This window comes from Mucilaginibacter sp. SMC90 (assembly GCF_022811725.1).
Lineage (GTDB): Bacteria > Bacteroidota > Bacteroidia > Sphingobacteriales > Sphingobacteriaceae > Mucilaginibacter.
On the sequence record NZ_CP094527.1, the window covers coordinates 3,203,893 to 3,227,796 of the forward strand.

General features: G+C 41.9%; 15 protein-coding genes. 5 read left to right on the top strand and 10 right to left on the bottom strand.

Annotated elements, in window-relative coordinates; translation table 11 throughout:
- Window positions 1–84: 84 nt before the first annotated feature.
- From MTO98_RS13565 to pbpC, 4 genes are all read right to left on the bottom strand, one after another.
- Complete coding sequence (locus MTO98_RS13565) at window positions 85–1,713, bottom strand: outer membrane beta-barrel protein (protein ID WP_243487187.1); 1,629 nt, start codon at window positions 1,711–1,713, stop codon at window positions 85–87.
- Complete coding sequence (locus tag MTO98_RS13570; RefSeq protein ID WP_243487188.1) at window positions 1,710–2,288, bottom strand: RNA polymerase sigma factor; 579 nt, start codon at window positions 2,286–2,288, stop codon at window positions 1,710–1,712. Before MTO98_RS13570 ends, MTO98_RS13565 begins: the two co-directional genes overlap by 4 nt.
- A 178-nt stretch (window positions 2,289–2,466) precedes the next feature.
- Window positions 2,467–3,030, bottom strand: coding sequence for a hypothetical protein (locus tag MTO98_RS13575; RefSeq protein ID WP_243487189.1), 564 nt, complete (start codon window positions 3,028–3,030; stop codon window positions 2,467–2,469).
- Between the two features lie 76 nt (window positions 3,031–3,106).
- Window positions 3,107–5,497, bottom strand: coding sequence for a penicillin-binding protein 1C (gene pbpC / locus MTO98_RS13580; RefSeq protein ID WP_243487190.1), 2,391 nt, complete (start codon window positions 5,495–5,497; stop codon window positions 3,107–3,109).
- A gap of 82 nt (window positions 5,498–5,579) precedes the next feature.
- Between pbpC and MTO98_RS13585 the strand changes: the two genes are divergently transcribed.
- Entirely contained in the window at window positions 5,580–6,305 is a 726-nt protein-coding gene (locus MTO98_RS13585; protein WP_243487191.1) for a glycosyltransferase family 2 protein, read from the top strand.
- On the opposite strand, the gene MTO98_RS13590 is transcribed toward MTO98_RS13585, so the two are convergent.
- The 5 genes from MTO98_RS13590 to MTO98_RS13610 all read right to left on the bottom strand — a co-directional run bounded on the left by MTO98_RS13590 (window position 6,292) and on the right by MTO98_RS13610 (window position 20,060).
- Window positions 6,292–7,044 (bottom strand): 4'-phosphopantetheinyl transferase superfamily protein, encoded by a 753-nt coding sequence (locus MTO98_RS13590; protein WP_243487192.1) that lies wholly within the window; start codon window positions 7,042–7,044, stop codon window positions 6,292–6,294. The genes MTO98_RS13585 and MTO98_RS13590 overlap by 14 nt on opposite strands.
- 3 nt (window positions 7,045–7,047) lie before the next feature.
- Window positions 7,048–11,067, bottom strand: a complete 4,020-nt coding sequence (locus MTO98_RS13595; RefSeq protein WP_243487193.1) for an amino acid adenylation domain-containing protein — start codon at window positions 11,065–11,067, stop codon at window positions 7,048–7,050.
- Between the two features lies 1 nt (window position 11,068).
- Window positions 11,069–17,767, bottom strand: a complete 6,699-nt coding sequence (locus MTO98_RS13600; RefSeq protein ID WP_243487194.1) for a polyketide synthase — start codon at window positions 17,765–17,767, stop codon at window positions 11,069–11,071.
- A 197-nt stretch (window positions 17,768–17,964) separates the two neighbouring features.
- Entirely contained in the window at window positions 17,965–19,140 is a 1,176-nt protein-coding gene (locus tag MTO98_RS13605; RefSeq protein WP_243487195.1) for a glycosyltransferase family 2 protein, read from the bottom strand.
- Window positions 19,137–20,060, bottom strand: coding sequence for a glycosyltransferase family 2 protein (locus tag MTO98_RS13610; protein ID WP_243487196.1), 924 nt, complete (start codon window positions 20,058–20,060; stop codon window positions 19,137–19,139). Before MTO98_RS13610 ends, MTO98_RS13605 begins: the two co-directional genes overlap by 4 nt.
- A 76-nt stretch (window positions 20,061–20,136) precedes the next feature.
- On the opposite strand from MTO98_RS13610, the gene MTO98_RS13615 reads away from it, so the two are divergent.
- From MTO98_RS13615 to MTO98_RS13630, 4 genes are read left to right on the top strand one after another with little or no spacing between them, the layout of a single operon-like run.
- Window positions 20,137–20,637: a hypothetical protein gene (locus tag MTO98_RS13615; RefSeq protein ID WP_243487197.1), complete on the top strand. Its 501-nt coding sequence runs from the start codon at window positions 20,137–20,139 to the stop codon at window positions 20,635–20,637.
- An 11-nt stretch (window positions 20,638–20,648) separates the two neighbouring features.
- Window positions 20,649–21,812: a PP2C family protein-serine/threonine phosphatase gene (locus MTO98_RS13620; RefSeq protein ID WP_243487198.1), complete on the top strand. Its 1,164-nt coding sequence runs from the start codon at window positions 20,649–20,651 to the stop codon at window positions 21,810–21,812.
- Complete coding sequence (locus MTO98_RS13625) at window positions 21,787–22,122, top strand: STAS domain-containing protein (protein WP_243487199.1); 336 nt, start codon at window positions 21,787–21,789, stop codon at window positions 22,120–22,122. Before MTO98_RS13620 ends, MTO98_RS13625 begins: the two co-directional genes overlap by 26 nt.
- Window positions 22,123–22,136: 14 nt before the next feature.
- The gene (locus MTO98_RS13630) at window positions 22,137–22,688 is read left to right on the top strand and encodes a hypothetical protein (RefSeq protein ID WP_243487200.1); all 552 of its coding nucleotides are present in this window, start codon (window positions 22,137–22,139) and stop codon (window positions 22,686–22,688) included.
- A gap of 3 nt (window positions 22,689–22,691) precedes the next feature.
- Here the strand turns inward: MTO98_RS13630 and MTO98_RS13635 are convergent, their stop codons facing one another.
- Window positions 22,692–23,837: an acyltransferase gene (locus tag MTO98_RS13635; protein ID WP_243487201.1), complete on the bottom strand. Its 1,146-nt coding sequence runs from the start codon at window positions 23,835–23,837 to the stop codon at window positions 22,692–22,694.
- Window positions 23,838–23,904 lie beyond the last annotated feature (67 nt).

Sequence of the window (23,904 nt, forward strand, 5' to 3'; positions counted from 1 at the left end):
TAATTATGGAGGCAAGATAATGATAGTTTTTATTTTAAATCCGCCGCAACTTTGTGCGCTATGTCAATTTTTAAATATGGTATTTTAATGATGCTTTGAGTTGTTTAATTTGAAACCCACGCTAATCTGTAACGAACCGGGATTACTTTTATAACTACCAAAATCAGAAATAACCCGATAGCCGCTAAGGCTTTTTTGATACCATGCTTCAAATATCAGCCGGTTGAATTGAACGCTAAGACCGCCTGATAGCCCGAAATTTATCCTTTGATCATAACGGGTAGTTTTTATTTTGTTTTGGGTGTTAGCGAAGTAAGCAGTATCAAGATTGATATCTAACCGTTGCAAACTTGTGTTCGCATTGATCTGTTTAACGGGAAGGTTAATAACAGGCCCGCCTTTTACACTGATGTTATTGTTGATCTTGTACATCAAATGGATAGGGATATTCACAAAATAAGCTTTACGTGAATCGGTTACTTTAACAAATTGTGCAGAATCAACATTGCTGAAATTTTTATTGTCATATGATCCGCTTAAGTTGAGCGGTGTTAGAAGGCGCATCTGGGCATTTATAGCCCATTTTTCGTTTAAATGATAGGTGCCAAATACTCCCGGATAGATATCAAGAGGGAAGCTGCCATATATATTATGATTTTGAGCCCCTGGCGTAAAGCTTCCTGATGAGTTTGCACCCAGTAAAATGCCCCAGTCTACATTGGCGAATATGGCTGATAATGGCCGTGCTGCTGCTGTTTTAAACTTTTTTACTTTAGCATTTTTTGCTGATGGATTTTTAGCCGCATTGTTTTTGCTGACCGAATTTTTGATTTGATTGACGCTGCCCCTTTCAGCCTGATGATACTGATCAGCTATTATAAAGTTTGATAATGGTTGATCAGCGAATATTTGAGGTTGCTTCAACGAGTTATTGTTGGTTCCTGATAATTGGGCAATATTTGCTGCGTTGACCGAAAGGTATAAGCTGGCATTACTTGCACGGCTGGTATTTTGCGTTTCATCTTCAGGTAAATTGCTTGATGGGACAGCGTTCGTGCCTGAAGTTAAGCCCTGTTGCATGGTTGGGTTGGCTGAGGGGATTTGCCTGTTACCACTTTGCTGATTTATATAATTTCTGGTGTTGTGGCCTATGTGAACGGTGGATGGTGCCAGGGCACTGTTATTGTTACCACCTTGCCTGTTGATTAATGATTTACTTTTTTTTGATGCAGTACCTGTTGCTTTAGGATTGCTGTTATCAATTGCACTGAAGCCAGGTGCTTTATTGGTGCTATCTGTTTTGTTTACAGATGCTATCAACTCTTTTGATGCCTGTTGTAAGTTATCAGCGCCCGTATCCGGCTCAGTAAAACTTCTATTGGCGCTATCCCGCTCAATGGTCTGCTTGTTTTTGTGAGGCTGGTGATGAACTACATGCTTATGCTGCCTGGTTTTAACAACATAAATGGCTGTGCCGGTAACAGTAGCTATTGTTAATGACGTTACCAATACCGATGTGGCTTTCATCGCCTTGATAGCTTTGATAACTTTTGCAACTTTTGAAACATGCGGAGCGGGTGCTAAAGGCAAAAGCGGCAAATGTTTGTCAAGTATAGATTGCATTTCCTGCCATCCGCTTTGCGGTTCGCTATCAACGGGTAGCTCGTTGCGTTTTTGCCGCCAAAGATCGGGGTCTTTAAATAAATCTTTCATCGTTTTATTTCACTCCTTTCTTTCGACCGGATGCTGCCTGGTTCAAGTAGCTCCCTTAATTTTCTTTTTGCCTCGGCCAAATGCCAGCGGGATGTGCCTTCGCTGATATCAAGTTGTTCGCCTATTTCTTTATGTGTAAACCCATCAAGTACTGATAGGTTGAAAACGGTTTGTGTAGCAAGGGGCAGCGTACGGATGCTTTGGAGGATGTCTTCGAAATAAAGTTTTTCCAGTGCAGACGGAGAAATGAAGTAATCGTCATGCTCCTGAACGTCAAAACTTACCGTGTTAAATTTTAGTTCCTTTCTGCACAGATCTATCGAGGTGTAGATCATAATTTTCCTGACCCATCCACCTAATTCGCCTCTATCGGTATCGAAGTTATTTATAGATTGAAAAACTTTCAGAAACCCGTTGTTAAAGGCCTCCTTAGCCAGCTCTTTATCAGGGACATAACTATAACAAACGCGAAGCATTTCGGCATGAAATAATTTATACAGGGCTTCCTGCGCCGTTCGGTCGTTGTTTATGCATCCTTTTACCAGCCTCTCGGTTTGCTTCTTGCTTAGGTTCATTCAAAAAAATCACGTTTAAATGATTGTAATTACATCTTCGGATACAAAGCATCAAACGTTGGGTGAAATGTAGATTTTTTTTCAAATTGTTTTTCGGTTAAATGATATTGCATGATAAACCGATCATGATAAGCCTGCTGCTGCAAACTCATCATGATCAGTTTTTTGATCAATCTGCTTATCGTGATAAGGTTTTGGGTGATATTACTACACCTGACGAGTAATTCCAGTCGAAGTTGATGGCATTTGCTGATATGATGATGTTGCCGGTATAGGTTGTACCGTTAAGCGTTACTTTTAACGGGTGACTGCCGTTTACCAGATTGCTTCTTTGAAAGCTTATAGCCGCAACCATTGGGATATCGCCGGTTCCGTGGCAAACCAATGGTTCCTGTACATTGAGGAAATCAATAAGGAAATTGTAGTTGGCATCCAGTATATTATGAAATTTTAATAAGCCGTTTGAGCAATAGCGGTTAGTTGTCACCGCATTAAATGAAATGCCCACGCTATCACCTGCTGCATTTTGATAATACCCCGGCGCTAACGTGATTTTATCGCCTGTTAGTGCAACAAGCTGTGCCGTATCGGGAGGTGTTTTAACAATAGTGTCGCCGGATGTTTTTAAGTTATTGTTGGCCGTGATTTTAGGATCACTGATAGCATCATTTTTTTTAGTACATCCGGTTACAATAAAAAAAGCCAGTAAGAAAGTTACGATAGAATAGGTTAGTTTTTTCATTTTGATTGATTTATGATTTTATTACATCATCGAATCAATCAGCGTAAACGTTGGGTGAGGCCGGGGTTTTATTAAGTTATTTTTTTAATACCTCAAAACTTATGCTTGTGGTGTTGCCATTGCCGTCAACCAAGGTGAGGAGATGCTTGCCCGGTGGCGGGTTCAAGGCCATCTGATGAAAATCTTTGGTTTCGCCAACGTACTGATCATCCAGGTGCCAGAAAATCTTCATCCCGGGCTGGCGGTGAGCTGCATTACAGATCATGCGGCCACGGGTACCATCGGCTTCAAGGGGTACATATATTTTAGCACCATTTTTAGGATAGATCACTTCCATCGCATTGCCGTTTTCGGCCTGTGTGCAATCTGTACGGAAGGGAGGGAGCACATGGTACTGGTAACTCCTGGCTTTGTAATAGTACTCCATAGATGGGGGCAGCACAAACCAGCTTTTATTAAGGATGTTACCAGGAGGCTCGCAATTTCCATTTACCTGCCATTTGGCATCGGCCGATAGATGGACTAACTGGTGGTATGGGCAAACAGGTGCTTTTAACCCGCTTTTGGGTACATATTGTTCATCAATATCCTGGCAGTATTGCCCGGCACGGTAACCGCTTTGCCTGCATACATTTATTTTTACCATTTCACCAACAGGCATCTCAAACCAGTCGCGGGATACGGGTAACAGCCTGAAGATCTCAAACAGGGCAGGGGCAGCGGTATTGATCCCGGTTAATCCCGGCCTGCCTTCACCATCGGTATTGCCAACCCAAACGCCAACTACATATTTGGGCGTAACCCCAATAGCCCAACCGTCACGAAAGCCGAAACTTGTGCCTGTTTTCCACGCCACCCGCTGGCTTGAGCTAAATTGCTGCCAAAGCATTTCCTCGCCAGGGCGCATCACTTCTTCCATAGCCTGAAAGGTGTAGTAAACAGACGCCGCATCCAACAATCCCGACTTTTGAAATGCAGGCCTGGTACTTGCTTTTTTTTCATAAACAGGATTATGAAAATCCGTCGGTGTGTACTTACCGTTATTTTGGTTGTAATGATTAAGCACACGGGCCATATCAGCGTAAGCACCACTTAGCTCCCATAGGGTATTTTCCCCGCCGCCTAAAATTAATGATAGGCCATAATGATCAGCAGGTTTGGTTAAGGTTGTGATACCTGCTTTATGCAAAAAGTCATAAAAGCGTTCATACTTATATTGCTGCAGCATTTTAACTGCGGGTACGTTCAGCGAACGGGATAATGCACGCGAAGCCGGTACTGCACCATCATAGCCCAAATCAAAGTTTTCAGGGTGGTAGCCCGCAATCATTGTTGGTACATCGGGGATCAGGCTGTTGGGCAGTATCAAACCATCGTGCAGCATAGCGGCGTAAAGTAACGGCTTTAAAGTACTTCCGGGGCTTCGCGGCGCATCTATTACATCAACATCACTTTCCATCTGCGGGTCTTCGCGGTGAGCTATATTCCCGGCATAGGCAAGGGTAGCCCCAGTTTCCACATCAAGTACAATGGCGGCAATGTTATTAATGTCATTGGCTTTCAACAAACTGTGGTGCTGTTCAAGGATATCGTTAACCTGTTGTTGAAGTGATGATTTAATACTACTCGTAATTCGGGTATCACCTTCGGGCTCAGCCTGATGATCGGCTTTAAAGCGTTGCAGCAGGTGAGGTGCAAGTTGCGGTAAAGGCATGGGGCGGTCGGGAACTGGTTCAAGCCGGGCGAGGGCCGCAGTTGTACTATCGATAATTTTAGCTTTATAAAGCCTATCCAATAGTGAATTTCGTTTGCGAAGCAATGTAGCCCTGTTCTTACCGGGGTGTACAAGTGAGGGAGAATTAGGCAGCACTGCCATAGCCGCCATTTCGCCCCAGGAAAGTTTATCAGGGCTACGGCCAAAATACCGCCAGGAGGCAGCATCCAAACCAATAACATTGGTGCCAAAAGGGGCATTGCTGGCGTATAAAGCTAATACCTCGCTTTTACTGTAAGTTACCTCAAGGCGCAGGGCCATGAAAATCTCTTTGAGTTTGTTCCAGATATTGCGTTTATGTTTAGTTGTAAGCCTGATCACCTGCATAGTGATGGTACTGCCGCCGCTGCTTACTTTTTTTGAACTCAGGTTTTGTTTGATTGCCCGGCTAAAAGCAACAATGTCAAAGCCGGGGTGATGTTCAAAACGTTTATCCTCAAAAGTGATGATACACTGTTTAAATTTTTCGGGTACATCGGCATTATAAGGAAAGCGCCATTGCCCGTCGTTTGCTATCGATGCGCCGAGCAACTGGCCCTGATCGTCATCAATTACATAAGAAGTTGGACTATTAAATAGGGGTTTGGGCAAACAAAACCAGAATATCAGGGTTAAAACAAACAAAAAGAAAAGCGAGATGATTACTTTAGGCTTTTTTAAATAACTTTTAGCTCGTTTTAGCACAAATTGCATTACTAAATATTAAAATATTACGCCAGTTCAGGTTTATACAACTATAATTGCGGCAAAAATCTATCAGGCAATAATACAATAAATGACGATACAAAAATTATCAATTATCATCCCGGCTTATAACGAAGGTAACACCATACATTTAATTTTAGATAAAATTAAGGAGGTAAACCTTATTAATGATATTAAAAAAGAAGTGATCATTGTAAATGATTGCTCAAAGGATGATACTGAAGCAGCCATTTATAAATACAAACTTGGTAATCCCGAAGTTAATATCCAATACTTTAAGCATGAGGTAAACAAAGGCAAGGGAGCAGCCTTGCATACGGGCATTTCTAAAGCTACCGGCGATTACCTGATTATTCAGGATGCCGACCTTGAATACGATCCTGCAGAATATAATGACTTGTTGAAACCTGTTGTAGCAGGTTTTGCCGATGTGGTTTATGGTTCGCGGTTTATGGGGAGTAACCCGCACCGGATCCTGTTTTTTTGGCACACCATAGGTAACAGGTGGCTTACATTTGCTTCAAACTGGTTTTCAAATCTTAATCTTACCGATATGGAAACTTGCTACAAATTGTTTAATACCAAAGTGATCCAATCAATAAAACTTACCGAAAAACGTTTCGGCTTTGAACCGGAGATCACTCAGAAAATAGCACGGATACCCCGCATCAGGATCTATGAGGTAGGTATTTCCTATTATGGCCGTACCTATGAAGAAGGAAAAAAGATAGGATGGAAGGATGGGGTGAGGGCTATTTACTGTATCCTTAAATACGGTTTGTTTAAATCAAAGTAAGATCAATATCAAGAAACAGAATAGGGATCAAATCTTCATGCTCATAAGCCAGCGTAGCTAAATTGCTGTTGTCAAGCTTGAAACTTACAAGCTTTATCGCTTGAGATGAATGGATTATTTCGTCGCTTATTTTATGATCACCGTTTAAAGATGGAATGTGCTTAATACGTTCATCCAGCCCCTGGCTTGTTAGTTTTGTTATTGATTCTTTACGTGTCCAAAGCAAAATGAATTTTTCTGCCGGGTTATTTTGGTTGATGAAACTGATTTCATCTTCACTGAAATTGTCGGTAAGGATCTCCCTATAGTCAAAAGAAGGGTCGATTTTTTCTGTGTCGATACCAACGGCGGTTTCAGAAACGGCAATGGTTACCCATTCGTCAGAGTGGGATACATTGTAATTAACAGCAATGCCGGCAGTTTCTACAAACGGTTTTTTATTAGTCCCCGTTTGGAAACGGATATCTTCAGGTTTTTGATTTAAGTACCAGCCCAAAATAACTCTTAGCGAAGCACGGCTTACTATAAAACGGTGCCTGTCTTTTTCCTGGTAATATCTGCCTGCCCGGGCTATTTCATCAGGCAGCAACAATTTTTTAAGCTTGCCGATAAGTGAAAGATGATCGTTAATTTTAACTCTCCATACATCTGCATGATCACCTATGGTAAGGTTAAGGTTGGTACTATGCCGCCATTCAACAGTATCAAGATCCAGTACTTCAACCCTTACTATTCCCATAGCCTATTTTTTAGCCGCTTCATCGAGGCAATTTTGCAAAATTTTTGCAAAGATCTTGTCGTTGGGTGCTTTAAATATAGAATTATGTTCGCCTGGGATAGGATGTACGTTAATCCCTTTTAAAGCGTAAGGACGCCAGCCGAGATATTCAAAATCATCCATGTAAAAAGTATGGGTATTGGCTCTGAACAATTCAATTGAGATGTTGTAAGGCTTCAGTTGATAGTTGCGTTCGGCTTGCTGGTTCGTCTCATCTATTTTATTTGAATAGCCGAAGAAACCTTCCTGCTGTTCATTTTTCTTAAAACGCCATAAAAGCCTTGTTGCATGGCGCTTAATGTTTTTTGTTTTGCCGGCTATGTTTTGTGATAGTCCTTCGGGGGTAAGGAGGTTGTACCTCAGTTTTCGTAAAAAGAATTTGGCACGCTTGGTTTGCATAGTGAGCCATGGATCAAAAAACGGCGACCGGTATGCGTAAGTATCAAACATGGCAAGCATTTTTACTTTTTTACCCAGGGCTTCTAATTGGACAGCCATTTCATAAGCTATTATACCGCCAAATGAATAGCCCGCAAGTGCATATGGACCATTAGGGTTTTGAGCCTGTATAGCCGATATATAATGCGCGGCTATATCTTTAATATCTGTTAGCGGTTCGTCTATGCCGTTAAGCCCTTTGGCCTGTAACCCATAAACGGGCTGGTCCGGATGCATATTTATAGCAAGGGCATTAAAGAGCAGCACGTTAAGGCCGGCACCGTGTACAATGTATAAAGGCATTTTATTGCCGGTTGGCTTTATAGGCACAAGCGAATCCCAAACGATGGATTTGCCATCCATTTCAAGCATGAGGGACAGCTTCTCTACCGTAGAGTTTTCAAAAAGCGCAGCTAAAGGCAATCGTTTTTCCGTGAGCTTTTCAATGCGGGTCATTACCTGTACCGCTATGAGTGAATGGCCCCCCAATTGGAAAAAGTTATCGTAAACGCCTATTTTCTCTATACCTAAAAATTCGCTCCAAATGTCGGCGATCATCTTCTCTACGTCTGTACGTGGCGCTACGTATAAATTGTCACTCTCGACAGGCTGTATTACATTGTTTTGAATAAGTGCCTTTTTATCAACCTTGCCATTTGGTGTAAGCGGGATGGAAGTTATAATGATAAAATCATCAGGTACCATATAATCCGGCAGGGAATTTTTTAACGAAGCCCGCCAGTTTTTTATGAGGATAAACTCATCTTCGGTAATGTAGTTGTGGTTTATAACGATATAAGCAACAAGCTTGTTAATACCATTTCTATCGGGTTGGGCAACAACTACGGCCTGTTTTACATCAGGTTTGTTGATCAAATGGTATTCTATTTCGCCGGTTTCGATACGATAACCCCGGATCTTGATCTGGGCATCCGCACGGCCGAGACATTCGATCTCTCCATTCTCCATAAACCTGCCCAAATCGCCGGTGCGGTATATTTTTGCACCTGCCTGATCAGAAAATGGATCGGCGATGAATTTTTCGGCTGTAAGTTCAGGCTGGTTTAAATAACCTGCTGACAGGCCATCACCTCCAATGAAAATTTCGCCTATAGTGCCGGTACCCAGTGGATTAAGATTTTTATCTAAAATATAGATTGAAGTATTATCAATGGGACGCCCAATGGTTATCGCTGCATCTTCTGCCCTGATTTCTTTAATGGTTGACCAAATGGTGGTTTCAGTAGGGCCGTAAACATTCCATAATGAGGTTGCTTTTCCAAGTATCCTTTCTGCCAGTTCTTTTGGCAATGCTTCGCCACCGCAAATCACCTTTACAGGTGTGGAGGCATCCCAACCCGCTTCAAGCATAATGCGCCACGTGTATGGAGTAGCCTGTATGGTTGTTATAGCTTCCGAACGGATAATATCAAGCAGTGCGCGACCATCCTTTGCGGTGGCTGTATCGGCAATAACGACCTGTGCCCCGCTCAGTAACGGTAAAAACAATTCCAAACCGGCTATATCAAAACTGATAGTGGTAACAGCTAATAGCTTATCATCAGCCGTTATACCCGGTTCCTTTTGCATGCTGTAAAGGAAGTTGACAAGGCTATACTGATTGATCTGTACGCCTTTAGGCATGCCTGTTGAACCCGATGTGTACAGGATATACGCAAGATCATTGCCCGTAACGTTAACCGCCGGTGTGTCAATGCTATAACCCGACAGGTTGGCCCATTCACGCTCTAAGATGAGTTCAGCAGCATTTGACTGGTAATTACCTTTATAGTTTTCAGAAATTAAAAGCACAACCGCTTTGGAGTCGCTGAGCATGTAATTAATACGCTCCAGCGGGAACTGCGGATCGAGCGGGACGTAAATACCGCCGGCCTTCATGATGCTTATTATAACCGTAAGCATCTCTATCGAGCGATCAACAGCAAACGCAACTTTATCTCCTTTTTTAACGCCTCTGTCAATCAATAAGGCCGCTAACTGGTTGCTGGTTTCGTTTAACTGTTTGTATGTAAACGACTGATCCTTAGATTTTACCGCTATTGAATCACTTTGCCAGTTTATGAGCTGATACAAGGCTTTATCTTTCGGATAAGCAACCTCGGTATTGTTCCAAAGCTTTAGCTTTTTGATTAAATCAGCCCGGTTTGAGGCAGGAATCGCGCCAATGAGAGAATCGGGGGCATTTACCAGTTCGTTAAGCAAAAAGCTGAATTCATCCATCATATGGCGGATAGCTTTTTCGCTAAACAACTGTGTGTTGTATGACCATTCCAATACAAATGCTTCATCGCGTCCCGAGATATTAACAAAGATCTCAAAGCTTTCGTACTCCCTTGGGTTACTGGTTAAATGATGTTTTAATCCGTAAAAATCAACATCATCATCCATACCCATGTCAATGTTAAACATCACCGGTACCAAAGGGACCCGTGATGCATCGCGTGGAATACTTAATTTTTTAAGCAACTCGCCAAATGTGTATAATTGATGATCATATGCATCAAGTATAGTTGAATTGCGTTGCTTAAGATAGCTGCGGAATGATTGGTTGCTTGCAGGATAACTCCTTAATGGAAGCAGGTTAACACAATGACCTACCAGGCGGTAATTACCCGTAGCCGACTGGCCTGCAGCAGGTAGACCTAATATGATCTCATCCTGCCCGGTTACTCTTTGTAAAAAAACTTCAAATGCGGCCAGTAATGTGGTTACAAAGCTGCTGCCATTTGCTTTACCCAATTGTTTTAAGGCCGAAGCAAGGTTTTTATCAAGATCAAAATCAAGGCGGTTGCTTTTATAGGTGCGTACTGCCTGCCGCGGTAAATCGGCAGGTAAATCAAACTGGTAATTACTGCCTTTAAACTCGTTTAACCAATATTGTTCGTTATCTTTATATTGCTGGCTATCAGCAAATAATTCCTGCTCATTTGAATAATCACTGAATAGGGCAGCTTCAGGCAATTGGATGTATTCTCCTTTTGTGTAAGCAGAATAGAGCTTACTTAAATCCTGCATCATTATCCCTATAGACCAACCATCGCAAATGATGTGATGCGCTATAAAGGTAAGCCTATGTTTTGTTTCGCCTAATTTGATCAGCTGTACTTTAAATAATGGACCTGTAACCAAATCAAAGGGCGTAAAAGCGTTTTGGTTATTTTGTTCGGTAATGAATGATTGCTGTTCTGCAACGCTTCGTTCCGACATGTCGGCAAATTTAAAATCGAGTGGTAATTCTCTGTAAATACAAATAGACTTACCATCAGCACTAAATGCCGAACGCAGGGATTCATGCCTATTAGTGATCTCCTGCAATGCTTCAAGCATGGCTTCCTGGTCAAGCTGTCCCGAAAGCTGCAGTGAAAAAGACTCGTTATATGCGCAATTAGCTTCATCGCCGCCAATAATGCAGGATGCCCAGATCTCTAATTGAGACTCGGTTGAAGGACTAATAGCCCAAAGTTCGGGCCCTTCAAAAGGATCAAATTCAACCGGGATTGTATCGTATAGGTTAGTAGTAGTCAAGTTAGTTGTTGCTGATCTTTACCTGTAAGTATTTTCCTGGATTATTTGCATCGGTTATAAACCAACCCGGATTTCCATCTTTATCGCGGCCCAGTTTTGCTCCTGGTACCGGCGGTTCGGCGGGCAGGCCATTTTTTGCCGGCTCAACCTTTGCCGGTTCGGGTTTGTGGGTTGGCATAATACCAATTTCAATCAATTCATAAACGCTTTCACTAAAAGCATTAATGATTTTATCAACCTCTTCATGTGTATGAGCGGCTGTTATAAAACAAGGGAAAAGATCCCAGATATGGATGCCTTTAAAGCGCATGAGCGTAAACAACAGCTCGCCATAAGCCAGTTCGTAATCAAACTTGATTTTCCATAACGAACCAAATGATGGGATGTGTAGTGGCAATCCTTCTTTTTCGCAAATTTCATTTAAGGAATCGGCAAGGCGTTTGGTCATGGCGTTAAGGCTTTCCTGCAGGGCAGGGCCTTTTTTCTTCATATAGGTTAATGATGCTTTTGCTGTAGCTAAAGCCAGAGGGTGGCGCACAAAGGTGCCTGCAAAATAGGTTACACCGGCCTCGGGCGATGAGTCATCACCAAATTGCCAGTTACCGCCATCAAGGGCATCCATATATTTGCTGATGCCGGCAATAGCACCAATTGGCATACCACCGCCAATTACTTTACCATAAGTGCCCAGATCGGCCTTAATGCCAAACATGGCCTGGGCACCACCCGGGTGCATCCTGAAGCCGGTGATCACCTCGTCAAAAATCAAAACAGTTTCCGACTGGCGGGTAATTTCTCTAACCCTTTTCAAAAACTCGATAGGGCGAAAATCCGGCCGGCGGCTTTGGGCCGGTTCAACCAAAACAGCTGCAAGCTCATGAGCGCGCTCGGCAATTATCTTTAATGATTCTTCGGTGCCGTAATCAAGGATCAGCATATTTTGTACTACCTCGGGCATAATGCCGGGGGCCGCAGGTACAGTTTTTAGCTTCTTGGTTCCACGAACAATAACTTCATCATTAATACCATGGTATGAACCATTAAAGGCTACGATAAGCGACCGTCCGGTTACAGTACGGGCAATACGCATTGCTCCCAAAACAGCTTCAGAACCTGTATTACATAAAGCAGCACGATCAAAATTGGTAAATTCACATATCAATTTAGCAACCTCGCCGGCAAGTTCGTGCTGGGGGCCTATCTCATATCCTTTTTCAACCTGGTCTAAAACAGCCTGTTTCAAAATGTCGGTTTGATAGCCAAGGAAATTTGATCCGAAACCATTCAGTGCATCTATGTATTCGTTGCCATCAATATCCCAAACCCTGCTACCTTTTGAGCGGTTAACTATCAACGGATAAACGATCTCCTTGGTTAGCGGGCGGAAACCGCTAACCACGCGCGGGTCGGCCATGTAAGGCCTGTCTTTTTGCGTTTGGGCCTTACTGCCTTTTGTTTTGGTGTTGTATTTCTCTGTAAAGTCTTTTAAAAATGCCTGTTGTTTATCAGTTAAGCCCTGTACCTGTTTTTCGATACGGGCGGTTGCCCCGAAAGGTTTTTTAAGTTCAACCTGCTCTTCGGGCGTAAAATCTGCGGCCAGTGATAACAAAGATTTTGCGGGGGTAACCGCCGGAGCGGGAGCACTATACGTTTGTTGAGCCGGGGCCTGCGCCGCAGGTGGATTACCTTGTATAAATGATAATTGATTGGCCAGCAACTGCAATTGCTGAGATATTAAGCTAATAGCAATATCGTTATTTCCATGGCCGGGGGCAGTGTAGGCAGGAATACCGTTATTGCCTGATGCCGAGGGAATAACCTGCGCGTGATGCTGAATAGCAGGTTGTGCAGCGGTATTGGTTTCTCCATGCTGAAATGCAGGGTTTACAGCAGGGGCAACCTGCGGTTGAAATGCATCGGCAGGCAAATTGTTATCCAGGTAAACCGCAAGCAATTCAAGGCTATTATATTCTTCAAATAGTTTTCTGAATGTAATAGGTACGTTGAAGATCTTTTTCAGATTGGTTGCTATTTGCGTAAGTGAAAGCGAGTCGAAGCCTATTTCAATGAAGCTCATGCCAGCAGCAGCCATATCTATTTCAATACCGGCGGCATCTTCAAAGATCTCTTTAAGTTTATCAATTAAAATATCCTTCCTCATCAGTACAGGTTGCGTAGTTGTCGAATTAATTTGTTGTTGTGTTAAGGTTTCCGGAACTATATTTATTGTTACGGCAGGTTCAAGCCAATACCGTTTATGATCAAAAGCATAGGTTGGGATATCAATCTTTTTACGGTTTTGGCCCCAATAGGTTGCCTCCCAATTTGGTTCGATGCCATTTAGCCATAACTGGCCTAAAGCTTTTAACGAGCTTTGATATTCTGTTAATGTATCATTTTGTTCAAAGCCCGATACTATAGCAATGTTTTTACCTGCACAATGCTGGCGTGCAAGGGTAGCCAGTATATTTCCGGGGCCGCATTCAAGCAGCAACCGGCTATCGTTGTCTGTTACAATATCTAATGCATCTGCAAAACGAACTGTGCTGCGTAAGTGCTGTGCCCAGTAACCAGGGTCAGTTGCCTGGGCCTCGCTTAGCCAATTACCTGTAACGGTTGATACAACAGGCTTGGTTGGCTTATTTAAGGTAACAGATTTTACTACTTGTTTAAAAGGCTCAACAATATCATCCATCATCAATGAATGGAACGCATGGCTGGTTAAAAGTAACCTTGCCGGAATTCCTTTTTGAGATAGTTCCGCAGTAAAATCAGTAATTGCATCTTCCGGTCCGGCTACTACGCATAGTTTTTTACTGTTTACAGCTGCGATAGAAAGCCCTGCAGGTAATATGCTTTTTAACTGATCTTCTTCAATACGTATTGAGAGCATTTGACCATTTGCCGCGCTACTTACCAAACGTGCCCGTTCGGATATCAACGTTAAGGCATCCTTTAGGCTAAATACACCAGCCAGATGTGCTGCTACAAATTCACCTATGCTATGGCCCATCAGTATAGCGGGTTGGATACCTTTGCTCATCCATAAGCGGGCCATTGCATATTCTAAAATAAACAGTGCAGGCTGGGTATACAGTGTGTTTTTTATTCGCTGTGCCGATTGCTGATCTGCGGGATCACCGAAAATTACTTCAAGCAGCCCCTCATGGATTGTGCCTTGTAACAGGCTGATACATTCATCTACCGAATCTTTAAAGGCAGGCTCGTTTTGATACAGGTCATGCCCCATATTTATAAATTGCGAGCCCTGACCGGGAAACATGAATACTACCTCTGCTGGAACGGTACTGAGTTTTTTGGTTGAGGACGGATCTGAATTTGTAGCGTTCAGTTTAACTATAAGGTCATCGGCATCAGAAGCTATTACAAAACGACGGTAGTTGAAATCGGCGCGTGTAGTTTGCAAGGTGTATGCCGCATCATTAATATCAATATTTTTATTAGTGTTTACAAATGCAGCAAGTTTAACTGCATATCTGGCTAAGCTTTCTTCGTTTTTGGCCGACCAACTAATCAATTTTGAAGGCTTATTGGTTCCGGCATCTGCTGGTTTAGCGTTTTTATATTCTTCTAAAACAACATGCACATTAGTGCCGCCTACGCCAAACGAACTGATGCCCGCGCGTTTAAGCTCAGCGTTCCATGGTTTAAGTTCGGCATTAACAAAAAATGGCGTGTTCTCAATATCGATATTAGGATTGATCTTTTTAAAGAAAAGTGACGGCGGAATTTGTGCATACTGCATTGCCAGCACTGTTTTGATCAGCCCGGCAACTCCCGAAGCAGCAGTTAAGTGGCCGAAATTACTCTTTACGGAGCCTATTGCACAAAACTGTTTTTGCTCCTGCTGCCCAAATGCAAGGGCAAGCCCTTCAATTTCTATTGGGTCGCCAAGTGGGGTGGCAGTACCATGAGCTTCCACGTAGCTTATGGTTGAAGCATCTACTCCGGCATCTGCAATGGCCATAGCTATAGCTCCGGCCTGGCCATAAGCATTTGGCCCGCCAAAACTGCCTTTTTCGGCCCCGTCGTTGTTTACGCCAACACCTTTTATAACAGCGTAAATGGTATCACCGTCGCGCTGCGCATCTTCAAGGTTCTTTAACAGCACTACACCTGCGCCATCGCTAAAAACAGTGCCGGAGGCTTCTGCATCAAAGGGGCGGCAATGTCCATCAATGCTCATGATGGAACCTTCTTCGTAAATATGACCGCTTTTTACAGGCGATGTAACAGAAGCTGCACCTGCAATTGCAACCTGGCATTGTCCGCTGCGGATACTGTTTACTGCCTGGGTTACGGCCAGTAACGAAGTTGAACATGCAGAATAAACGGCCACAGCTGGGCCTTTAAGGTTTAATTGATAAGCAGTACGGGTTGCTATGTAATCTTTTTCGTTCAAGGTACGAACCTGGAAATGCCCAACGGTTTCAACAATTTCCGGGTTGGTTAATACATTGTTATTATAGTAGGTGTTGTATCCGCAACCAGCAAATACGCCGGTAAGGCCATTGTATTTTTGAGGCAGATGGCTTGTTTTCTCCAATACTTCCCAAGCAAGCTCTAAAAAGATCCGTTGTTGCGGATCCATTAATTCTGCTGCTCGAGGGGTAAAGCCAAAAAAGCCGGCATCAAACTCGTCGGCACCGTTGATGATGCCCCTTGCTTTTACATAGGCTGCATTGTTTTTTTCGTAAAGCGGAACGTACTTATCCAACTCATCTTCGCTAAAAAAGCTTGTACCTTCACGGCCCTCTGCCAGCATTTTCCAAAATTCATCGATAGTATCAGCACCGGGGAAACGACCTGCCATACCAACGATGGCAACATCTGTGCTATCTGCTGATCTCGCTTTTTGTACCGAAAGAGGAGAAATTTGTTTATTTACTCCACCAATTAACCGGGTGATACCGCCAATAGTAGGATATTGATATAGTTTGGTGATAGGTACCTCGTAGTTAAAACGCTGTTTTAACAGGGCAACTGTTTTTAAAGCAAGTAGTGAGTTACCACCGAGTTGAAAAAAGTTGTCATCAACACCTACTTTGTCAAATTGCAGCAGTTCGATCAAGATGGCCGCTACGTTTTTTTCAATTTGATTTGATGGGGCTTTATAAAGCACATCAAGTTCAGGACGTTTAATGTCTGGCTTGGGGAGCGCTTTTCTGTCAACCTTGCCGCTGGTGGTTTTAGGCAGTTCCTTCAGCCATACATAGGCAGATGGGAGCATAAAATCAGGAAGTTGTTCTTCGAGAGCTTTGCGAACCAACTCCGTATCTTCTTTATCTCCTGATGATACAAGATAGGCTACAAGCCGTTTTTGTCCTGCTGCATCGGCAGGTGCTGTTACCACCGCCTGTTTTATATTATCAAGCTGATTGATCAGTACTTCAATTTCGCCTATTTCTACACGGTTGCCGCGTATTTTAACCTGGGTATCCCTGCGGCCAAGGTATTCGATGTTTCCATCGTCCATAAAACGGGCCAGGTCGCCGGTACGATAAATCCGGATAGTTTTGTCGCCTTCTTTCCAGTCGATGAATTTCTCGGCAGTTAGTTCGGGTTTGTTCAGGTAGCCGTTAGCCAGGCTTATACCCGAAACGCATAGTTCGCCGGTTTCATCACCGGTAACCCTTTTCAGGTTTTCATCAAGTAATATGATCTCGGTATTACTGATAGCAATGCCGATGGATGGGAGGGCAGGCCATAACGATGCATCGCCGCTTAGCTTAAGCTCAGTAACAACGTGCGTTTCGGTGGGGCCGTATTGATTAAAAAGTACGCACGCAGGCAGGGCGTTAAAAAAGCTTACTATTTGCGGAGTGATCTTTAACTGCTCGCCGGCGGTCATTACCTCTTTTAATGAACCAGGGATGTAATTGTTTGCTATGGCCGCCTCTGTAAGATACTGCAGCACTACAAACGGCAAAAAGATGCGGTTTATAGCATGCCTGTCAATAAACTGAAGCAGCTTAACCGGATCTATACGTAATTCTTCATCAACCAAAACTAAGGTACCACCGGTACCTAAAGTAGCAAAGATTTCCTGAAAGGAAACGTCGAAGGTTAACGGCGCAAATTGCAGGGTATTAATACCCGCTGCAGATATAGAATTTTCCTGCTGCCACAGCAACAGATTCACCAGCGCGGCATTACCCATAGAAACACCTTTAGGGGTACCTGTTGAGCCCGAAGTATATAATACATAAGCAATATCAGGCAAACCAGGTTGCCCGGATAATTCAGCGTCTTGGGCATGGTTGCTATCTGCAAGCAGGATCTTGACAGGCAGGCCCTCAAACAGCGGTTTGTTGTCTGAAGCGGTAATACATGTCTGGATACCTGAATCATTAATGATCGTTTCGAGCCGTTCTTTTGGGTATTCCGGGTCAAGGGGCAGGTAACCTTTGCCGGCTTTCAATATAGCCAGCACACTAATTATAGTGTAAATGTTTCGGCTTGCGCTTACACCAATAATCTCCGAACCGGGATCGATGGTAATGATAGCGTGCGCCAGTTCATCAGCTTTTTGGTAAAGTTGATGATAAGTAAGCGAATCGTTATTATGCACAACGGCGATAGCATCGGGTAATTTTATCCGCTGTTGTTCAAATAGGTCGTATACCGTAGGGGCAATAGTTTCCCCACTTTTTAAAATAATCCCCGGCTCAGTATTCATCAGGCTCAATAAGGTTTGACCGTGGTTAAGCGGTCTAAATATACTTTCAAATTAGTTGACAGGTAATTCAAAAAGCAGCTGAAGATAAATTTTTTTAATGTTATCTCCTTTATGATAAATTATTTTAATGGTGCCTTTTTATTCATTCAATGTTTTAAACTGTAGAGCAATTATCCTGTTAACTTATAATCAATGGGTTACTGTTTTCGTTGTACTTTTTCCCAAACCGCGCTTTGCTTAGTACTGAAATAACGGATTATACCCGCCAGTACAGCGTAATTCATGACACAAAAATAGTAGGGAATAAAAAGAACTTTTATGCGCAACTGACGCTTTTCCATAAGCAGACCAAGTAAAGCAAGTATGTAAAACAATACCTGTGCCAATAATAAGGCTTGCATTTCGGTTTCACTATGTTTAAGCGCCAAAACAACTGTTAAAATAAATGACAATATAAGCAGGAAGGGGGTAATTGTCCACCTCAAAACCCGGTGACTGATATACTGGAATGATAAAACAGGGTAGGGGAACGGATTGAATAATTTTTTAAGTCTTAAGATCGATTGGATCCCTCCGGCAGCTATCCTCACTTTTCTTTTCAGTTCTTCCGAAACGTTTTCAGACGCGGTTTCTGTAGCATATGCTTCAGGTTCATAAATAATCCGGTATCCTTCAGCAGCTATCAGCATCGAGATCATAAAATCATCAAGCACGGTATCCGGTTCAACCGGTTGATATAACGAACGGCGTACACTAAATAGTTCACCCGCTGCACCGACAACCGAATACAGCTCAGAGTCCCATTTTTTCAGGGCCGACTCATATTTCCAGTAAAAACCTTCGCCTGCTGCACTGGCATCTGCATTTTCATCAATGTGCACCCGCTTTTCGCCGGCAACAGCGCCCACTGTTACATCGCTGTAATGCCTGCAAATCTTTATCAGGGCATCTTTGTTTAAAAACGTATTGGCATCGGTAAACACAACGGCATCGGTATCAACATACTCCATAGCGCGGTGTACTGCTGCAATTTTGCCCGCCCGCTCAGGTTTGTGCAATAATTGGATCTGAGGATACTTCGCAATAATATCAGGTGTTTTGTCTGATGATCCGTCGGTAACGAAAAGCAGCTTTAATTTCCCTTCAGGATAATTGAGCTGGATACTGTTATGTATCTTTTGTTCAATGAAATATTCTTCGTTGTAAGCAGCAATGATCAGGGTACACGAAGGCAGTGTATCCTGATTTTCTGCGGGCAGTGCTTTTTTGCCTTTAAAAATCCTTTTGATCCTGATAATGAGGTAAAGGAAAATTCCGTAACCGGCAAATGTGTAAAAAACAATAAAAAGACTTATAACTAAAATTATTTTCATCCTATGGTATTAATGGGGTATCCTAAATTGCTGCTGTTTTTTGAATGGGTAAAGTTCCACCACACGGCTTTAAAAAGCATGGGGATAAATCCGTATTGTTTTTCTTTGATATAACTAACCACGTTGCGGGGTACAACAAGCAGTAAAAAATAAAAGTAGAAGAAGATTTTTTTGAACAACGGGGCATTCCTGCGGATAAACAGGATCCTGTTGCGGTTCATGAAATATTCTTTAAGCTTACTTTTTTTACCTACTGAAACCGATTCCTTATGGTAAATGAGTGCATCGGTACAAACCCAGGCGTTAAAGCCGGCCCTTATGATGTGTTCGCACCAGTCAACTTCTTCATAGTATAAAAAAAAGTTTTCGCACATCATCCCTGCCTTTTCAATAGCCTCTTTCCTGATCATCATAGCTGCGCCGTGGCAATAGGCCGTAGGAGCGGTTATATGATCAAACTGCCCTTCGTCTTTTTGCTTTAAACCTATGACACTGTTACGGCATGTATAATAGTTCATTGGCGTGTAGCCAGCGTATTGTATCAGATTTTTATCGCTGAAATATTTGATTTTTGGCGACAACATGCCAACATCGCTGTTATTATCCATTACCTCAACCAGTTTTTCAACCAGATTAGGGGTAAACTCGGTATCATTGTTGGCCATAAAGATATAATCGCCGGTTACAGCTGTAAGTCCGAGATTGTTTCCGCCTGCAAAACCAAGATTGATATCCGACCTCATAAATATTATTTCAGGATATTTTATTTTCCAATCGGGCACCGGATTTATTTTACTTGCGTTATCAACAACAATTATTTCCATATTGCTGTAAGTACTCGTATTTTTAATCGATAATAACATTTCTTCGGTTACCGAAGGCTGATTGAAATTTACGGTTACAACAGAAACTTTTTTCATTAAACAGGGGTTATTATCAATATTGCTTTTTACGGCGAATATCAGTAAAAGTTAACCAATATATCACTATATTCCTTTGAAGAATAACCAATCTAACAATGATCTGTCGCTGCTTAATACAAAGGCTGATGAACTCATACAATTACTCAAAAAGGGAGATATTGATAAAGAGCATATTAAAGCAATACAGCAAAAAATAAATAATGCTGTTGAAAATACTTCCGGCCTTCAAAAGTTTGATGCTTTTAGCGGTTTAAACCAGGATCAAAGCCGCCTGGATATGGTAACTAACCTTGAGCTTTTACTTACCCAACATCAGGTTGATAGCAGGGAGTCAAAAAAATACCTGTTTCACGAAAGGTTAAAACGGATTGTTTTGATAGGAATTGCGGTTACCATGATCATACTTGGTTTAGCCATGATCATTATGCCGGCACCCCCTTATTTTGAAATGTTTACCATTTTTTATTTTTCAAAGGATGACGGCATAACTTTAATGGATGTTATATCTGTATTAATAGTGCTAACAGGCGTATATTTGTTTATAAATGCCATACTCCGTAAAATCAATTCCTGATTGTACAAACTATGCCGAAACATCCGAAAATACTACTGGTTGACGATAGCCCGCTTATTTTGATGGTTATTGGTCAGGCTTTGGAAAAAGAAGGTTTTGAAAGCAGCCGGGCCGGTAATGCAGAGGAGGCTATGGCTTTGCTTAAAAATGAGATCCCTGATCTGATCCTGTCTGATTATCAAATGCCCGGTACCGATGGTTTTGCCTTCAGGCAGCGTTTAATTGCCATACCTGAATATAAAAATATCCCTTTTATGTTTTTAACATCAGTTACTGACCATGCACATATGATTGCGGGGATCAGTATGGATGCTATTGATTACATTGATAAGGATACTCCTATTGCGTTTATCATTTCAAAGATCAATAATTTTTTGAACAGCATCCGCGAAAGGCACGAGCATACCATAAGAGAGCTTAGCAGCGCTGCAATGGCTTTAAATTTGTATTCCGTTCCGCAGGAAACACCGCGTGTTAATGGTTTCGAAATAGATTTCTGGCATAAATCATTTGAGAATTATCCGGGTGGCGATTTTATCGACGCTATAACTATTAATAGCAGGTATACTTTTATAATCCTGGGCGATGTTATGGGGAAAAAATGGGGTGCATGGTTTTTTTCATTCGGTTACCTAAGTTATATAAGAGCGGCCGTAAGGTTATGCGTTTCGGAAGGAGATGTATCTACCAAAAGCATTATGCAAAAAATCAATTCGGTTATTTATCACGATCCGGTTGTGAGCGAGGTTTTATCAACGCTGTCACTTATCATGATTGATGCGGAGAATGATACATTAAGTTATACTGGCGCGGGTGATCTGCCTCTGCTGCATTTTAGCTGCGCCGAAAATAAGCTTAACAGGATTGCCTCATCCGGCTTATTACTGGGAATTAGCAAAGAGGGGCATTTTGATGAACATTTGTTTACCATGCTGCCTGGTGACCAATTAATATTGATAACCGATGGCTTAATAGATAAAGAAACCCCGGCGGGGAAAAAGACTGATCTGGATGGTTTTACTGATGAAATTGTAAAATTTCTTGGTAAATTTAATTCATTCGCAACTTTAAAATATGATGGCTTTTTAAACAAAAAAGCAAAAGAGCAAATTGACGATTGCAGTTTAATATTTATTCAAAAAACAAAAAATGATATTACAAACACATTTGCTTGATAATGCATTAATTGCGGATATACAGCTTAAAGAAGCAAATTTGGCAAACTCCGAACAGTTTAAATCAGAGCTTATTAGCCTGGTTAATAATGGAAATAAGTTTATTATAGTAAATTTTGAACAGGTTATTTATGTTGACAGTTCTTTTTTAGGCGCACTGGTATCAGCACTTAAACTGGCTATGAATAATGGCGCTGATATTGCCGTAGTGGGTTTAAATAGCGATATCAAATCCTTGTTTCAATTAGTACGGCTTGACAAAGTGTTTAAGATCTATACAAATACACAAGAGGCTTTAACCGGGGCATAAACTAATTTACTACCGTGAAAAAGTTTGTTTTTAACAATGAAACCGAAGGAATTTATCCTTTAACAGTTCAGATTATTAGCTATATACAAAATATTGCGAAAGATATAGTTGATGACCATGCAGGTTTCAGGATAAAAACCATCCTGATTGAACTGCTTACAAACTCGCTTAAGCACATGGGAGATGACGTTACCCGGATTGGGGTCGATCTGAAAAATAATAAGCTATATATCAGTAAACAAGATAGAGGAAAGCCCCTGCAAATTAACACCAGGCAGGCGTTGTTAACCTGGCCATTAACAAATAGCAAGCTTTCCCAAAATGAAATTGCCATTTATGGCGATGATTTCGGCACGTTAAAGGGGCGGGTGAAAAATAGTAACCAGCTTGAGTTTTTTACGGAAGATTTTGATATACAATACGTCAACAAAGAAACCATTATGGGATTAAATGAACATTATGGCCTGATGATCATTGCACGTGCCAGCGATGCTTTTAATTATAAACACAAACCCGGTACGGGTATAAATACCTTTACGTCGGTAATTGAACTTAAGCAGCAATAACCTTCATTGCGTAATTTTCTGAAAACGTTTCTTAATGGTAAGAAAAGGCTTTTCATATCCAAAGTAGGATAATGAGGCCAGCCCGATGGCGCATGTAATAGTAGTAACATATATGATGACATTCTGCGTCACCATATTCATGGTTGGAATGTATTTATGTACGAGGAAAAGGGTTAAAAATAACGGGTACTTATGCAGCAGGTAAATGCCATAGGAGATTTGCCCGATGAAATTAAGTATCTTGCTGTTTATGGTGTAGATACTGGTTTCGGCCTGGCAAAGGTTTACGATAAGCAACGAAGAAATAATAGCCAGCGGAACATCGCCATGACCAATATCGTGTGTGAGGTACAGGTATACGTAGCCCAAAAACACAATAGAGAGTATAACCTGCATATAAGGTTTAAAAATCAAATCAAACAGTGATTGTAGCCTGAACTTAAATGTTGGGTAATTGGTATTATGAAATACTATGGCTACCACAGCCCCGATCATCATATTATCAAAGCGCGCGTAATAAAAAAACTGACTGAATAGTTTCCAGATAAGATTGGTGTGTTTCAGGTGGTTGATGGTTAGCTGCAGCGTCCACATGAACAGAATAAAAATTATAAATGCATAAAGTATTTTCTTATAACTCTTTATCCTGAAAAAATGCGGGTGAAAAATATAAAATTGCTCCTCGGTGCCAATTGACCAGATAGGGTTGAAAATATCCGGCAGCAACCTAAGGCAAAATGCCAGGTTGGGCATAAAAAAAACAGAGAGCCACAAGGCATTTATTGAGCCCTGCCGGGGATAAACAAAAAAACCAATAATTACGAGCAGGAAATACAGAGGCCAGATCCTGAGCATCCGCCGAATATAAAATGCTTTGAAATTAACAGCCGAAAAATTCCGTTTCTCTTCAAGTAACAAATAAGTGATCAGGAAACCGCTTAACGCAAAGAAAATGGTGACCCCTGTTTTGCCAAAATTAAATATCGTAATATAAGGGATCCGGGCTACATGAAAATCAACTTTATGCAGCTCGATATGGGATATAACCACCATAAGCGCGGCAAGAGCCCTTACCCCGTTTAAGTTGGAGAAGTAAACCCTTGCTTTGCCTGTCGGTTTTAAATTTTTTTCGGTAGTAGTAGTATTCATAAGTAACACCGCCGGTTAAGCTCATTGCAATTAAGGTTTTAACACGGTTGGTTTTTATTAAATGAGT